The sequence below is a fragment of the Halobacteriovorax sp. BALOs_7 genome, assembly GCF_003612895.1.
Lineage (GTDB): Bacteria > Bdellovibrionota > Bacteriovoracia > Bacteriovoracales > Bacteriovoracaceae > Halobacteriovorax_A > Halobacteriovorax_A vibrionivorans.
Genome location: NZ_CP027772.1, coordinates 1,696,744 through 1,712,989, shown reverse-complemented (window position 1 = coordinate 1,712,989; position 16,246 = coordinate 1,696,744). Strand labels below are relative to the sequence as shown.

The following is a 16,246-nucleotide window of genomic DNA, read 5'->3' as shown; positions in this document are numbered from 1 at the left end:
TATGAATTGCACTTACTTTCGTATGCAAAACTTAAAACAAAGCTCTAGGTCTCTAGTGGCCACATTTTATTTAATAATAACAATCCTCGTTTTATCAATGAGTACAAACGCAAATGCAAATACTGCAATAAAGCGTGAGATTCTTGAATCAAAGCGAGCCTCTTCTAAGATTTTATCTCGCTTAAGACAAGTGGCCCGTCATAATAAAGGTTTCCTACATGAAGAGGAAACGCAAGAAGCTTATCATTTTTATTGGAATATCCATTCAAAAATTAAAAACCTTCATAAGAGAGTTCTTAAAAAAGGAGAGCTTGGAAAAGATGATGATGGAAATTATTCAGATGAATTGGCCTATAAAGAATTAGATGACTTTATTCAATATGTTGGCAAGTATATCATCACATTCTCAGAATTAGAAGGATATAAAAGACTTCCTTCATCACGTAAGCTTCTTGTTTCACAAATTGCAAACTCTGTTGAAACATTAATTCAATACTTAAAAGAAGATGGTTATAACATATCAATACCGGCAGATATCCTAGATGGCCTAAAGAAACTTGGCAAAATCTATAAGAAACAAGAAGAGTTCTTGGCTCTAAAAGAAGAATTACTAGGTGATTACTTTGAGGCCTTAGACCTTTTAGAAGAAGAACTTTATAAACTTGAAGACAATCTGAAGCAATTTATTAAAAGAGCGATTGGACCTAGACGTGAAAGACGTCATCGTATTTATACAGATGAGTCATATCCATATTTAAAATTTAAAAGGTTAGCAGATAGTATTGCTGATGATCTAGAAGACTTTGATATCAATGACCTTGGTGAGTATGAAGAAATTTCAAAGCAGGTGTTAGATTTACAACACTTAGTAAAACTTACAAAGGCAAATAACAAAAACACAAAAGTACTCTTAAATCGTGTAAATATCCTATTCAATAGATTTTCTTTGGAGGCGGCTAAAGTAAATAGCAAATTAAGGCCAACGAAAATTGAAACAGACTTAGGAATTAAGTCAGTTGAATATAAGTATTATCGAGCAACACAGGTGTGTTCACTACTAGGTGGGCCTGGGAATATTCTACTTAGAAAGTCGATTGAAAGTGATATTGACCTCTTTGAAGACTTTAGCCCAAGAACAAGTGGTGCCATTAAATTAGTTGAATTTTTAAAGTTTAATGATCGTCAGCTGGACTTTAGACATGCTGAGATTATTACAGATATTGAAAGAGATACAAGAATTACATCAATGGGATTCTATCCTTTAAGTTTTAACTGGGGAAAAGATGAAGAAGATAAGATGCCTCCATTTTTAGAAATTAAGAAGGGGTATCGTCGATGTGATTCTAGTGGTTGCGATACATATAACGATTATCGAACAAATTTTGCATGGATGAGTGTTAACGCAAGTTCAGCAAAGAAGGTAACAAAGAGAAAAGAGAAAGCCTTAAAGAAGGTAGATAAGAAAGAGAAATATTCAAAATTGGGTGTTTGTTCTGACTTTGTTAACTGGGCCTTTGGAAATGTTATCTCTTCTAATTGGAACCAAATTCCAATTATTAGAAACCTAATACAGATTGTATATCCTCCAGAAGGGTTACAGACACCAGATAATCTGTATGAATCATATATGACAGACGTTGTATGTGAAGTAGAAAAAAGAAAGCTTAAGTATCCACAATATGTGAATGCTCACAATTTAAAAGAGCAGATACTAAGAGATATGAATTCATCAAATGAAGCAATTAGTGTGCATGCGAAGAATTCACTTAATGAATTAGTAAAAAAAGGAATTATAGATAAAGACTTAAATTTAAAATATGACGTTATTGAATTTGAAACAAAATAAACAACAAGAAGAATTAATTTATGTTTCTAAAAGGAGAGAAGGAATGAAACAAAAACAACAAAACACAAGGAGCAGGTTACTAGTAGCTGCTTTCTTAATGACTCAGGCGCCGGCCGTAATAGCTGGTTATTACAACTCATCAATCGATGGGATTTCTCTTGATGGTATTTATACGCCAGAAAATTTAAGTAATATCTCAAAAACAGTTTGTAAGAAAGTTTACGATGATGCAAATATGGACAAAGAGCATACGCAAATGTGTGAGCGTGGTGTTCAGTCTGCTCAACGTATGGCCGCTGTATATGCTGCTGGTGAAGGTACACACCTAGGTTGTGTTGATGGTTACCAACAAGGACTATATAGAGGATTCAATATGACGTCTAACCCGTCTATTGAGATTCTAAAAGAGGAGCAGCGTGCTCTTAAGGGTGTAACACTTGAAAATGCAGTTGCACGTGGTAAAGCAAAAGCATCAAAGGACTCACGTTACTCAACTGAGAGTGAGATCATTGCTCGTTTTAGAGACAATGTAAGAGATAGTGAAAATCAACAAATTACAGCTCCAAGCTCTGACTATTCAGATGTACTTAAAGTACCTCGTTTTGAAGGTTTTGGAGATGGTTATGCAGCTGATGGAAAAGGTGGATCTTTTAAAGATGTAATTAATGCTGGTTGGGTTTCATCATCAAGTGCAATTGGAAAAAGAATCCAAGCACGTGCTGTTGCAAGACAATTTGGTATTAAAGCAAATTTAGCAGATAAGTGTTCTTCGACACCAATTCTATTTGATCGTGGACTACATACGATCTCTCTTTGGGATCTATTCTCTGCATATGGAGAGTATAACTTCAAAGATTATGGTTGGAAGTCGACAACTAGAGCATGGAATAAGTTCAAAGCTTCAGAAGAACAAGAAGCAATTGCATACAGAAATATTCAAGATGTAAAAGAAGCTTACCAAGCTAAAATTGGTTACCACAAGAAAAGTGTTGCAGTTGAAGTTGATGAATTAGATGCTAATGGTCAACCAACTGGTAGAAAAGTTGTAAAAAGAGATGCAAATGGAAATATCGTTTATAAGCAAGTAGACGATACATCACGCCCTATTTTTGAAACTCGCTACCGTACAGTCCAAGGTAAGTCAGCGCAAGATCTTAAGGCCGTTTATGAAGATGCATTCTTTGAATCTTATAGAAACCTTGCAAAAGAGCACTTTGGAAAAGCTTTCGTATCAACTCACAATATGGCACGTAACCTAGGTGAAGATGCTGGTAAAGCGGTAGGTGCAATCGTTGCACGCGATGTAGCAAAGCAAGAAGCATATGATGGTGTTTATAAAGCACAATCAGCAACTTCATTTGCTAAAGAATATGAAAACCTATTCGTTACTTCTTGGAATAAGAATTATGATTACTTTGCAAATAATCCTATGGTTGAGATCACTGGTTTTGACCTTTCAGGTGATGGAAATGGAATCTTTACAAGAGGTGAGTCTTTAAAGTCTGTTTTAGGACTTAGAAACTTAGGTCTTAAGTCTGGTGCTGTAAAAGTATCACTTAATTCATCATCTTTTGAAGCTGGAAGTGCCCGCTCTGAATACGTTACAGCACCTGCTTCACTAAACTTTACTCATAAGTCACAAAGTGCTCAAGGTAAATTAAGTAATAATCTTGAAGTATTTGATACAGCTTATTTAACAGTAAGTATTGATGGAAGTGATATTAAAAAGGTATATGAGCTTAAGAGTACTGATTCAAAGAGAATTGAGATCTTAGATGTTGCTCCTGTGTATAAAGCAGATACTAAAATTAATTCTGTCGTAGCTGGTGATGCAACAGTTTATGTAACAGTTAAGAACCCATCAAACTCTGAGACTTCAGCATCTGTTGATATTTCGGTAGCGATGAATGATGGAAATACTTATACTGCATCGACGACTGCGCTAAAAGCAGGTGAGTCAAAGCGTGTACCAGTACGTGTAACAGGACTTGACCCACTATTTATCATCAATAATGGTGTAAGTGGTAAAGCAACTTCTAAAGTTGGTGGAAGAATTATGAACTCTCGTAGTGCTTCTGGTGACAGTGTTGATTATGACAGAGCAGTAGCAGATTACTTCAATTCTATTCTTACAAACTCAACGACTAACTATGGTAGCGATGGGTACAAAGAAGACCGTGTTGAGACATTAATCACAATGATCCTTAACAGAACTGAAGCTCAAATCGATACTGATTGGGATAACAATGCTAGAGTTGCAAATACTTTAATCGGTGCACTTCAAAAAGAATACAAGGCTTCAGCAGCAGCTGGAAAGCTAAATGAAGAAGCTAAGCAAACTTATGTTGTACTAGCTCAAGAACTTGAAGCTCTTTACGATGATGTATTTGGATACAAGGATTATGTAAATCAACTTAAGGTATTCAATGGTGATCTTGAAACTCGTAAGAAGAAAGATCGTAAGAAAGACTAATTGGTAGATACCGAATTAATAAAAAGAAAGGCCCTCATCTTGAGGGCCTTTTTTATTTCTTTAATTTAATTTTTTAATTAAAGTTGAGCTTGTCCTTCAACAATTTGCTCACCTGGCTTGAACCAACATAGTGGTCTTAGACCATTTGTGAAGTTCTCATCTCTGTTACAAGCACCTGTGTTTACATCTGAATCTGAAAGATCAGTGTAAGCATCGATTGTACAAAGAGCACCTTGGTAGTAAGTATCTAGACGACACTGTGGTGCTGGGTGATTGTGGTTAGTTCTAGAAACAACATTTGAATCTGGAGTATCAAACTTAAGATCAGTTGTTAGGTTTCTTAGAGCTCTAAAAAGGTTAGCTAGTGACATACCTGCCATTGAACCTCTTAAACACATTGCATATTCGTTCTCGTTAACAAAGTTCTTTGCACAAGACTCTTTAGCGATTGCTGGAACTTCAACTTCGTTCATCATTTTGATGTTGTTGTCGTTTTCCATGTACTTTCTTAGACACTTAGAAGTTGCGAAGTAATCAGCTTGACCTTCGTTTGATGCCCAAGATGATCCCCACCAGCTTGATTTCTTTGGTGCTCCACCTAGGTGGTGACCAAGTTCGTGACATACAACTGTTGCGAATCCGTCACCTGTAATTGTTTCGTGTCTTGCAAGACCACCAAACATACTTACTTTCCAAGTGTTTCCTACTTGTTGTGCGTAAGCATTAACAGTTCCGTCATCCCACTTTCTTTCGATTTCAAGAGTTTTACCTTTTGCTTCAATAATAGGAGCATAGATAGCTTCAATTTTATCGATGATTGAGTTGAACTCACCTTCTGTAATTGTGTTGATACCTTTAACATTTGATGGAATCCATAGGTTGTTGTCTTCTACGATTCCAGTTTTTCCGTGCTCATCACATGCGTATGAAAAAGAAGCCACACAAGTGATCAATAGAGCTAAAATTCCTTTTTTCAATTCAGTCCTCCCTGAAAGTATGTTGTCTGATTTGCTTTATTAACTTGACTAATACAATTTGTTTTAGCGTAGGTTTGATTTTTCTAAAAAGTTCACGGTATGTCTAAGGGTTTTTGCCCAAAGTAACTAAATGTAAGTTTTTGTTGGTTTCTTTGTTGTGTGATGCATTATTTTGCTGGTATAATATTTTGTCGATTATTGCCTAACTATCTAGAATTATGATAGAATCCTCTTATGAAATCATTGTTTTTGTTTACATTGTTAACATTCAATTTTCTTGCATTCTCACAATCAAATGATCCAGTGATGGAACAATTGAATCGAATGAGGGAAGAAATGATGAAGCAGATGCAGGCAACTGATAGTTTTGACAGTGAAATTCAAAAGATGTTTCAAAGAATGCAGAAGATGGGGCAAATCCAAGGCCTTCCCGATCGCTTTAATACGAATGTTCAAGCAATAGAATATTTTTGGAAAGACTCAAAAACCCTTGTTGTTAAGGTAAATAAGGACGATGAGGTTAATATCGATGTAAAAGAGGGGATGGTTGTATTAAGTGGGATGAAGGTCTCTAAGTCGAAGAACTCATTTTCAAAATTTAACTTCTCACAAAGTATTCCTATTAAGTCGAGCCTCGATACTACTAGTGTCGATATGAAGATGGATGATGGTAATATTGTCTTATCCTTTAAAGAAAAGCTTCCTAAGAATTCTATTTAATATAAAGACTAAGCCGCAATAATCTCACCATTGAGATTTTCAAGAATTGCATATAGCTTATGATTAAAGTCTTTTGCACTAAATGGCTTTGTTAGAACCTGCTCCACATTTATCTGAGATGCATTATCAATTTTACCTAAATCGAGGTCTCCAGAAATAAGCATTATATGAGGGTAGTTCTCCTTATTTCTTTCTTCTAGATGATAAAGTCTTTCAATATATTGTAAGACTTCTTTTCCTCCCATCTCTGGTAGGTTTAAGTCTAGAACAATCAGATCATAGCGATCCTTTTTAATTTCCTCGCAGGCATCAATCCCATTAGTTACTGTCGATACATTAGAGAAGTAGCCACTTTGTGAAATAAGTAGTTTTAAAGATTCTGATATTCTTTTGCGGTCATCAATAATTAGGGCCTTCATGTTGATATCCTCATTGATTATTGGGCGTTAAGCTCTATTAGTTGTCTAGACTCATCTTAGATCTAAGTATCAATAATTCTTAGTTAAAAAACTTTAAGATTTATTAATAAATATAACTAGCTGGAATTACGATAATATGCCTGATCTTTTTTTGGGCCAAATTTGAGCAAGAAGCTAAAGTATGGGGCATAAAATGCCGATAAAACAGTTATGAAAAGCTTCGTTATGACTCTATTTGCGCTCTTCTTATCAATTGATTCTTTTGGAATTGAAGAAGACTATTTCAAAAAAACATCCTTTGATGTTCCAAGAAGAAGCATTTCTGTAATAGCAAGTGAGAAGGGTTTCTATCCTGAAAATATCACTGCATTTGTAGGGGAAAGAGTTAGCTTATTTGTAACGGCCGCTACTGATCGTCCAAGCTGTTTTATTATGAAAGAGCATGATGTTTATGTCGAGGCCAAAAAGGGAGAAGTTCGTGAGGCCACGATCTTTCTCGATTCTCCAGGGCGCTTTAAGTTCTATTGCCCATCAGGAGAGATTAGCGGAAGCTTTACAGTTATTGATCACCCGAAGGATCAAAAGAAGAAAAAGAGGGATTTAGCTTCTACTCGACGTGATAACGTTAGAGTATGGCAACCTAAGGAAGAGTAGGAATTTTACTTAAGCTTAGGAATAATTAGCATGTGAGGGATTATGTCTTCTGTATTTACGGATGCAATTAAAAATTTACTTTCACCTATTGGGGATCTTTTAGAAGATGAAGGTGTTTCTGAGGTCATGATTAATGGGCCACATGAAATCTTTGTCGAAAAGAAAGGATTAGTTTTTAAAGTTCCTAATGAATTTGAAGATGAGGGTACATTGATTTCAGCAATGCGTGCCATTGCTCAATCTGTAAATCGTACAATTGATGAAGATAATCCACGTCTGGATGCAAGATTACCAGATGGCTCTCGTATCCACGTCGTCCTTCCTCCAATGGCAAAGAATGGTACCACTGTTGCCATTCGTAAGTTTTCAAAAGATAGCTTAACTTTAAAGGATCTCATTGAGTTTGGCTCGATGTCAGATGTTGCCGCAAGGTTCTTAGATATTTGTGTTTACCTTGGTAAGAATATTTTGGTATCAGGTGGTACTGGTTCTGGTAAGACCACTATGCTTAACGTTCTTGGTGGGCGTATTCCTAAAACTCAAAGATTAATAATTATTGAAGATGCGGCCGAGCTACAAGTAGATGCTGAGCACGTTGTAAATTTTGAAACACGTAAGGCCGATGAATTAAAAGGTCTAGGTGAAATTACTATTAGAGATCTTGTTATCTCGGCCATGAGACTACGTCCTGATCGTATTATTGTAGGAGAGGTTCGTGGGGATGAAGCGCTTGATCTTGTTCAGGTTATGAATACTGGTCACGATGGTTCAATGGGGACAGTTCACGCAAATAATCCTGTGGATGCTTGTACTCGTTTAGAAACTCTTTGCCTTATGGGTGAGACTAAAATACCACCGGATGCGATTCGTAAAATGGTTGGAAGTGCACTGCAAATCATTGTTCAATGTAGTCGCTATCATGATGGTGGTAGACGTACATCACATATCTCAGAAGTACTTGGTGTTGATAATAATGGGAATTATATAACTCGCGATATATTTAGATGGGTTCAAACAGGTAAGGATCCTGAGACTGGAAAGTATATCGGTGAAATGGTTCCTTGTAATTATGTTCCTACATTCTTTGAAGATATTGTGGTTCACAAATTACCTTTTCCAAAGCAGAATTTTCTTGCTCCAGACTGGGCAAGACCACTTGTTAAGAAAAAAGCTGCTTAGGAATTATCTAAATATCGACTTCAATACCGTCTTCGTAGATTTCCACGATAAAGCGCTCTTGCTCTAGCTCTTTGGTCTTATCAATTATGTCATCAATGTCATCAGGACTGAGTTCTGGCTCAAGCTCCATATCGGCACTGAAGACTTTAATAATGGCAATGGCCATCTTAGAGTCTGTTAAGTCGTTGAATTCACTAAGGGGGAAAGTAAGCTTATAACCCCCTGAAAACTTGTCAATATCTACATCAATCTTCATATAATTAATTGTAATTACAATAAAATAAAAAGCAATTATTTTGTACTACGCAGATTCCTGTAAGTGTCTGTAATCTTTGACTAAAATTTAGTGACAAAATTTTTAACATGGCCTTTCATATTTTCAACGAGCAAGAAAATAGTCTTTTGAATTGATAGAATGAATATGGAAAAAGAACACACACAATAGGACGAGAGGATAGAAATAAATGAAATTAAGTGCTTTCAGTAGAAACATTCTGAAGTTGGCCCTAGTCACTTATGCAGGGTTAACATTTGCCACAGATGCAAATATTAAAGACGATATTAGCTCTATCTCAGTTAGATTAAAATCAAAGCAAATTTTTACGATGAAAAATCACGGTAATGGTGAGTTTAAAGAACTTGCATTTACTCGAATTGAAAGGCCATCGTTAGAAGTTGAGATTAAAGATAAGAAGAAGCAAGTTGAGAGTGTTGAAGTGGCAGTTGATGAGTCGATTTTCACAACGAAGACAAGTCTAATTAATCTCGATATTTCGAAAGAAAAAATAGTAAAAATCAATTCAAATAAGGCCACTACAATGGCAAAGCTTTCTCATGGTGGATTAACATTGGAGAGTAAGCAAGCAGCTAAGGTTCTTAAAAATGATATTACTTCAAACCTTAATCGTTTAATGTCTAGAATCGGATTTAAAGATCAGACAACTGTTAAGTATGAAATTAAAAAGTTAAAATTTGAATGTCCGAAACTTTCTGGGCGAATCACTAATTGTCGTGCAAGTTATGAAGTTGTAGCAACACTTAATAATACTCAAAAGAAAGATAAGGGATTAGTTTCGATCTTTAAAGAGGCCAAGAATAAAATGCTAGGTCTTGGTGAAGAGATTCAAATTAATACATATATTGGTGAGCTTAAGGCAATTAATAAACAACTTGAGGGCCTTGCTAAGTCAAATACAGATAAGAAAAAGCTACAAAATATATATGTGCTTAAAAAAGATGTTCAGTCTGAAATTTTAGATTCGTATCAATACACTGCAATCTCTAATACTTCAGCGGTAGCATTCGTCGATAAACTTGATAAGAAAGTAATTAGAAAATAAAAATATATAGGCCGCAGTCTCTTACTGCGGTCGATTTCTCACTTCTTTTAATTTAATAAATACATTTATTATTTCATTTAATACTTCATTGTGAAGTTGTTTAAATGAAGCTTGGTATAGCTTTGCATTCTCATCAAAGTCTTGACGGTTTTCTTTATTTCTAACTTCTAGAAGAAGCTCATCTTGAGAAAAGGCCAACTTAATATCAAGATTATAAATCATAAAGCGTAGAATAGGATTTTCTTCCCATTCACCAAAGTATATCTTGTAGCTTTGTATCGTTGTTTGATGATCGATTTTATCAAGAGACTTCTTTAACGTTAGAAGAGTCACTTTAAGCCATTCAAGTGATTTATCTTCGTTGTTAAAGGTTGCTTGTGGAGTTATTTTTGTCAGTTCTTTAATGGCATTATCAATAATGAACTTTGTGGTCTTATCTTCGATTTGTGCAATATCAAATTCGGCCATCTCTTTTTGGTATTCAATATAGCCATCTTTAACAAGGTGCAAAGTTGAATCCTGATCGAGATGAATAATGTGACCAGCTTGTTTTCCTGACTCTAAGTTGTAGTCGAAACTTAGGTATGTATCATGTAGGTTTTTTCGCAAATCTTTTATGGCGACTTTTTCAAATGTATTGTGGGCCAGGCAGATCCTTAAATTATTAATATGATCTTCATTCTTCTTATTTAGAAGATCATTAATATTTTCCAAAAGAATCTCCTTCGTGGACTCTTTTTCTAATCGCTTTCTTTGACTTAACGTCATAAAGTTCTTTAATATTTTAAATAATGCCATAAAGGTAAAATAATCTTTTTTGGCAGGATGTCTAGTTTAATTTTTCAAGGTGTATGTATTTGAAGATTGGAATTTTTGATTCAGGAATTGGCGGATTAAGTGTCCTTAAGGAAGTGGCCCATTACATGGATCGTTATGATATTTACTATCTTGCAGATCGTCTAAATGCACCTTATGGAAATAAGACTAAGCAAGAGGTTTACTCTTATTGTGAAGCTATTGTTAATGAATTTCTAAGTATTGATATTGATACCATTCTAATTGCATGTAACTCTGCTACAGCAATGGCAATTGATGAATTAAGAAGTAACTTTCCTCAAATTCGCTTTTTTGGAATTGAGCCATTTATCAACGTCATAAATTTAAGGCCTGAACTTATTAGTAAAAGGGGAGTTTGCTTAACAACACAGTTAACGGCCGACTCAAATCGCTTTAAGTACCTTCAGCAAAAATACGATGCGAATCATACACTTGAGTACCGAACATCAAAGATGCTTGCTAAGCTAATTGAAGAAGCTTTTGATTCAGGACGCCTTGATACACATAAAATTGAAGAAGAGATTAAGAGTTCTGTTTTTACAAAATCTACTAAGGACAGTTTTGATTACATTATTTTAGGTTGTACACATTATCCATTTGTAAGTGAGGTTTTTGAAAAAGTCTTAGGGACTACTTCCATTTCTCCTTGTGCCCATGTGGCCAAGCATATGGCCTCTTGCCTTGTTAATAAGCTTGATGAAACACAGGAAATCAGAGACCACTTTTATTTTCGAGATACTTCAAAAGCTGCGACTAAAGAGCAATGGCGCATTGTCAAAAAGGAAAACCTTAAAGGATTTCCGTTTTTTTAGGTTAAAAAAGTGACGATCCTTGAATTTTAACGATACAATATCGGCCAGCTTTGTATAAAGATAATGATATTTAGATAAAACTAAGGATTTGGATATGTCTGAAAAAATCGCAAAAATTAAATCAATTACTCCCCGTCAAATTCTGGACTCAAGAGGAAATCCAACTGTTGAAGTTGATCTTGTGACTGAAAATGGGTTTATGGCCCGTGCCGCTGTTCCTTCTGGAGCATCAACTGGTTCAAAAGAAGCACTTGAGCTTAGAGATGGTGACAAGTCTTATTATCTTGGAAAGTCTGTTAAGAAGGCCCTTTCAAATATTACTGAATATATTGCACCAAAGTTGATTGGGATGAATGTATTTGATTTGAAGGCAATTGATGAGCTTATGCTTGAAATTGATGGTACAGAAAATAAGGAAAAACTTGGGGCCAATGCAATCTTAGCGGTTTCAATGTGTGTTGCACGCGCTGGTGCTCTCGAATTAGGTAAACCACTTTGGCAATACTTAAGAGAAGACCTTAAGGTACCAACTGCAAGTAATAAAACACGTCTTCCAGCGCCTCTAATGAATATTATCAATGGTGGTGAACACGCTTCAAATAATCTCGATATTCAAGAGTTTATGATCGTTCCTCATATGGATAAGTCATTTAGTGAAAACTTAAGAGCTGGTGTTGAAACATTTCATTCGCTAAAGAAAGTATTAACTGAGAAAAATTATTCAACAAATGTTGGTGACGAAGGTGGATTTGCACCAAGCCTTGCTTCACACGAAGAGGCGCTAGACCTTATTTTAGTGGCCATTGAGAAGGCCGGTTATACACCAGGTAAGGACATTAGTATCAGCCTTGATTCGGCCGCTAGTGAGTTCTACAAAGATGGTAAGTATAAAATGCAAGGAAAAGAGTTATCAAGCTCTGATATGGTTGATTATTACTCAAATTTAGTCTCAAAGTATCCGATATATTCAATTGAAGATGGCCTTGATGAAGCTGATTATGATGGTTGGGTAAGTCTGACTGAAAAGCTTGGTGATAAGATTCTTCTAGTAGGGGATGACTTATTTGTAACAAATAAGAAAATTCTTGCTGAAGGAATTGAGAAGAAACAGGCCAATTCAATCTTAGTTAAGATCAACCAAATTGGTTCTCTTACTGAGACATTTGAAACACTAAAGCTTGCTTTTGATAATAATTTCCAAGCGATTATTTCACATCGCTCTGGTGAAACAAGTGATGCATTTATTGCAGATCTTGCTGTTGCAACTTCAAGTGGATTAATCAAGACTGGATCAGCTTCAAGAAGTGACCGTCTTGCAAAATACAATCAATTATTAAGAATTGAAGAGGCCCTTGGCAGTAATGCCGCCTTTGATGGTTTAATCTAAATCTTTCAATACAAGGCCTCTCCTACTTTGTAAAATATGAAGAGAGGCCTTTTATATGTCGAAGAAAATACCAGAAAATGAAGCCATTCACTTCTTACATGATCTTCTCAATCACACTCATGGCCTTAAATTATTTCTCGAAGCAAGAGAGAATGATGTTGAAGGAATGGGCAAAGAATCCTTGGCCCTGATTTACCAAGAGATTCAGGCGCTGGAAAATCAAATAGCCTCGCAATTTGATAAGCTTACGGCCAAAGCAAAAACGTTAACGGTTGAACAACTTACAACGTATATTTCTGAGCAATTTAAACTTTATAACTTAGAATTCTCAATTAAGCTCGATAAGGACTTAAGTGATAGCACTCTTGATCTTGATATCGCCCTTTTTGAACGAATGATAAAAAACATCGTAAAAAATATCTTTCTCTGGTCGAATAAGAAGGATTTAAAAGTATTTATCACATCTATTGATGAATCAATTGAGCTAATCTTTGAGAATACGATTTCACAAGACTTCAGTGAACAGGATCCATCAAATAGTGTAGGCCTTCATTCTTTGGCCTCATTAGCTAAAAAGCAAGATATCAGCTTTAAGTCTTGGGCCAAGAATCACAAATGGTATACCTCTATTCGTATAAAAAAACTCGGTTACTCACAGTATAAGTTGGTTAGCTAGGTAAAAGAATACTACTTCTATAAAAGAATAAAAATGTACGTTATTCTATTAAACGTATGGAAATCATTAAGTTATTCGTTTTTTCTTTAGTAGTTATACTATCATTATTTGCTAAAAATAATTCCTATGCCAATGATCGAATCTATCGATCTGAAGCAAAGCTCTTATCCAAAGGTGCTTCTTGGGTTGATCTTTCGTTTGATCTCTCATCGACTCTTTCTCAGCATGATGTTGATGGAAATGAAGTAATCTATAATGATGAAGTAAGCTACTTTCTATTTGATGCCAATATTGATTATCAATATGCAATCATGGATAACTTTCAACTCTTGGCCGGGTTAAAGGCCCGCTACGTTAGTAGTGGAGACTCTGTAGAGACGATTACTAATGCAGGTCTTGAATCATTTTATGCTGGTGTTATTTACGGGCTTGGTAAGAAGAGAGGTCGCGACTTTGCAATAAGCGCTTTGTATCGATTTAGGCCCTACTCTGTTGATACCTATGCAAATGCAGCTCCTAGTGATGAAGTTATTCTCGGAGATGGCGGAAACGATATTGAGTTTAATTTCCTTGCAAAATTTGATTCTACTAAATGGACCTCATATGATTTTAAAATTGGTTATCGAATCCCTGGGGCCCCTATTTCTTCAGAAATCCCATTTGAAGCGAGATGGGTTAAGCACTATGTCGATTGGGCATTTTGGCTATCAGCAAATGGAGTCTATAGTTTAGGTGGAGATGAGTATACAGATTCACCACAGACAAAGCCAGCTGTATCAAGTGGCTATACATCAAGATGGAATTCTATCAATCGTCAATTCTTGGCCCTTGATGCTACCGCTCAAACCATCATTAAAAATAAATATTTAATATATGGAAAAGTCGGCTCAACTGTACTTGCGACTTCTACAGATAAGGATATCTATGCTTCACTAGGTGTTCAATGGACAACTGGTGGGGTTAGCGCTCAACAAAAATTTGAAGAAAGCTTTAAAGAATACACCATTGAAGCAAATGTTATTAAAGTTTCTCCACGAGGTGTCTTTATTAAGATTGATCACGGAAGCCTAGATGATATTCAAAAAGGTAATATTGTGGATATTTATAAAACTGACTACTTTGGTGGAAATATTTTAGTGGCAAAGGGAATGGTGTATGAAGTTGCAAGTGCCTCTTCAATTGTGAAGATTGTTACTCGTTATAGAAAGATGCCAATTCAAAAAGGCTTTGCGGCCAGAATTAAGTAGTTGATATTAGGAAATATTTAACCTTTGATATAATTTTAAGTTAAGATAAAATATTGAATATAAACACAAAAAGGATTTATTGATGATAAAGCATATTCTGATTGCTTTCTACTTATTGGCCGCTTCAAGTATCGTTGCCAAACCTTATACATCTAATTTCTTGGAATTTGAGCTACCTAATGGTTGGGAATGTGCAATTGAAGGAAGTGAATATGTTTGTCAGTCGACAAATGATCGAAGAAAGAAAGAGGCCATTATTATTTTTGCTGCCAAACATCGTGGTAAGCAAGATGATCTTATTCAATACAAGGCTTACTTAGAACAAGCAAAAACTTTTAAACTGCCTGGTGGTAAGAGTCAGATCTCTGAGCCTTCATATACAAGAATGAAAAAGATTCAAGGCCAAGGTCACACATGGGTTGATTCTCTTCACTTATCAAGTGAGGTACCAGGTTTCTATACTCGTTATATGGCAACAGTTAAGGGAGAGCTTGGTGTTGCGGTAACATTCTCTGTAGCAAAAGAGCACTACCAAACTTATAAGCCAATTTTTGATAAAATTATTGAAACGATGCAGGTATTCTCACGTATTAAGAGTAATGCTGACGGATTAAAACTTGCAGGAAATAAAGGTGAAGCTGTACCAGGAGCATCAGGTGACTTCCTAGATAGTGAAACAGGTCTTCAGGATATTGGAGTTGGCGGACAACGCAAGCAAGGTAAAGGCTCTGGTGGCGATGATATGACTTTATATATTATCTTGGCCCTTATAGTTGGAGCAGGTGTCTTTATTGCAAAAAATCGTAAGAAGAAAGGTAAGAAGAAAAAGAAAGGTAAGAAGAAAAAGAAATCATAATTTAAAGGCCTCTCAAAAGAGAGGCTTTTTTATTTCTAGTCTTCTTCTTTTTCTGAATCAAGACACTCTTTAACGGCCTTATTAAACTCTTTATTTAGTATAATACTTGTACCCTTATTCATTGTATTCGAGTAGTGAGTCATATTACATCCGCCGTGTGAGTGAACTCCAATGACTTGATTATTCTTTGCTTCAACAATACTTGAGCCAGAGTTTCCACCCATCGTATCTACTTTATGTGAAATTAGGCCTGGCAGGTTTCTATAGCGCTCCTGTGCACCATATGATTTTAATTCTCCAATATTAGTTTGTTGAGCAAAGTTTTTCTCAAACTCATCGTCGTATCCGTAACCTGTGATCTTTACAAAAGCACCTGCTTCAGGCATTTCGTTTGCTATTTCATAGTAGCCTTGTACTTCTCCAGGGGCATAGTTAGTGAATTCGTTATTTTCAACTTTCATAACTGCCCAGTCATCTCCTGGTCCATTATTCTTATAAACTAAGCTTTCTTGATTAACGTAGTATATATCCATTGGAGAAGGATGCTGAATACCTTCTTTAGTTGACTCTGGTGTGTTGAATTCAATAATCTTGAGGTCTTTTTTACAGTGGCCAACAGAGATAGCGCACGAGTTAGAGATCATCGTTACAGTACAACCATGTCTGGACGTTAGCGACTTTAATGCACGAGCTACTTTTGGGTTTTTTGATGGTACACGATCGTCAAATCCACAAATGGACTTATTATTTGCTAATGTCGTTATAGGTAATACAAATAGTAAGATGAATAATGTTTTCAAAGTCTTCCCCGCAATTAATTAAT

At 35.6% G+C, this 16,246-nt stretch carries 16 protein-coding genes; 11 read left to right on the top strand and 5 right to left on the bottom strand.

The features are described from left to right. Window positions 1–97: 97 nt before the first annotated feature. On the top strand, window positions 98–1,846 hold the full coding sequence (locus BALOs_RS08210; RefSeq protein ID WP_162929621.1) for a hypothetical protein: 1,749 nt from the start codon (window positions 98–100) through the stop codon (window positions 1,844–1,846). A 43-nt stretch (window positions 1,847–1,889) separates the two neighbouring features. After that, on the top strand, window positions 1,890–4,319 hold the full coding sequence (locus BALOs_RS08205; protein ID WP_162929620.1) for a hypothetical protein: 2,430 nt from the start codon (window positions 1,890–1,892) through the stop codon (window positions 4,317–4,319). A gap of 77 nt (window positions 4,320–4,396) precedes the next feature. Here the strand turns inward: BALOs_RS08205 and BALOs_RS08200 are convergent, their stop codons facing one another. Then, entirely contained in the window at window positions 4,397–5,296 is a 900-nt protein-coding gene (locus BALOs_RS08200) for a hypothetical protein (protein ID WP_120404866.1), read from the bottom strand. 234 nt (window positions 5,297–5,530) lie between these two features. On the opposite strand from BALOs_RS08200, the gene BALOs_RS08195 reads away from it, so the two are divergent. Further along, complete coding sequence (locus BALOs_RS08195; protein WP_133296964.1) at window positions 5,531–6,016, top strand: Hsp20/alpha crystallin family protein; 486 nt, start codon at window positions 5,531–5,533, stop codon at window positions 6,014–6,016. An 8-nt stretch (window positions 6,017–6,024) separates the two neighbouring features. Here the strand turns inward: BALOs_RS08195 and BALOs_RS08190 are convergent, their stop codons facing one another. Further along, window positions 6,025–6,435, bottom strand: coding sequence for a response regulator (locus tag BALOs_RS08190; RefSeq protein WP_115362873.1), 411 nt, complete (start codon window positions 6,433–6,435; stop codon window positions 6,025–6,027). Between the two features lie 210 nt (window positions 6,436–6,645). Between BALOs_RS08190 and BALOs_RS08185 the strand changes: the two genes are divergently transcribed. After that, entirely contained in the window at window positions 6,646–7,089 is a 444-nt protein-coding gene (locus BALOs_RS08185) for a cupredoxin domain-containing protein (protein ID WP_115362871.1), read from the top strand. 42 nt (window positions 7,090–7,131) lie between these two features. After that, the gene (locus tag BALOs_RS08180; protein ID WP_115362869.1) at window positions 7,132–8,268 is read left to right on the top strand and encodes a CpaF family protein; all 1,137 of its coding nucleotides are present in this window, start codon (window positions 7,132–7,134) and stop codon (window positions 8,266–8,268) included. 7 nt (window positions 8,269–8,275) lie between these two features. On the opposite strand, the gene BALOs_RS08175 is transcribed toward BALOs_RS08180, so the two are convergent. Further along, window positions 8,276–8,524, bottom strand: coding sequence for a hypothetical protein (locus BALOs_RS08175; protein WP_115362867.1), 249 nt, complete (start codon window positions 8,522–8,524; stop codon window positions 8,276–8,278). Window positions 8,525–8,732: 208 nt separating this feature from the next. Here BALOs_RS08175 and BALOs_RS08170 point away from each other — a divergent pair, with 208 nt between their 5' ends. Next, window positions 8,733–9,608 carry a hypothetical protein gene (locus tag BALOs_RS08170; RefSeq protein WP_115362865.1) on the top strand — a complete coding sequence of 292 codons (876 nt, stop codon included), beginning with the start codon at window positions 8,733–8,735 and terminating at the stop codon, window positions 9,606–9,608. 21 nt (window positions 9,609–9,629) lie between these two features. On the opposite strand, the gene BALOs_RS08165 is transcribed toward BALOs_RS08170, so the two are convergent. Further along, complete coding sequence (locus tag BALOs_RS08165; RefSeq protein ID WP_120404864.1) at window positions 9,630–10,322, bottom strand: hypothetical protein; 693 nt, start codon at window positions 10,320–10,322, stop codon at window positions 9,630–9,632. A 143-nt stretch (window positions 10,323–10,465) separates the two neighbouring features. Between BALOs_RS08165 and BALOs_RS08160 the strand changes: the two genes are divergently transcribed. From BALOs_RS08160 to BALOs_RS08140, 5 genes are all read left to right on the top strand, one after another. Next, window positions 10,466–11,257: a glutamate racemase gene (locus BALOs_RS08160; protein ID WP_162929619.1), complete on the top strand. Its 792-nt coding sequence runs from the start codon at window positions 10,466–10,468 to the stop codon at window positions 11,255–11,257. Window positions 11,258–11,363: 106 nt separating this feature from the next. Continuing rightward, a complete protein-coding gene (eno, locus tag BALOs_RS08155) occupies window positions 11,364–12,644 on the top strand; it encodes a phosphopyruvate hydratase (protein ID WP_120405645.1) in 1,281 nt (426 codons plus the stop codon). 55 nt (window positions 12,645–12,699) lie between these two features. Then, on the top strand, window positions 12,700–13,320 hold the full coding sequence (locus BALOs_RS08150; protein WP_120404862.1) for a hypothetical protein: 621 nt from the start codon (window positions 12,700–12,702) through the stop codon (window positions 13,318–13,320). A gap of 56 nt (window positions 13,321–13,376) precedes the next feature. Continuing rightward, window positions 13,377–14,567, top strand: coding sequence for a hypothetical protein (locus BALOs_RS08145; RefSeq protein ID WP_120404861.1), 1,191 nt, complete (start codon window positions 13,377–13,379; stop codon window positions 14,565–14,567). 82 nt (window positions 14,568–14,649) lie between these two features. Next, window positions 14,650–15,423: a hypothetical protein gene (locus BALOs_RS08140; protein ID WP_120404860.1), complete on the top strand. Its 774-nt coding sequence runs from the start codon at window positions 14,650–14,652 to the stop codon at window positions 15,421–15,423. 35 nt (window positions 15,424–15,458) lie between these two features. Here BALOs_RS08140 and BALOs_RS08135 read toward each other — a convergent pair whose 3' ends face one another. Then, entirely contained in the window at window positions 15,459–16,223 is a 765-nt protein-coding gene (locus BALOs_RS08135) for a serine protease (protein WP_120404859.1), read from the bottom strand. Window positions 16,224–16,246 lie beyond the last annotated feature (23 nt).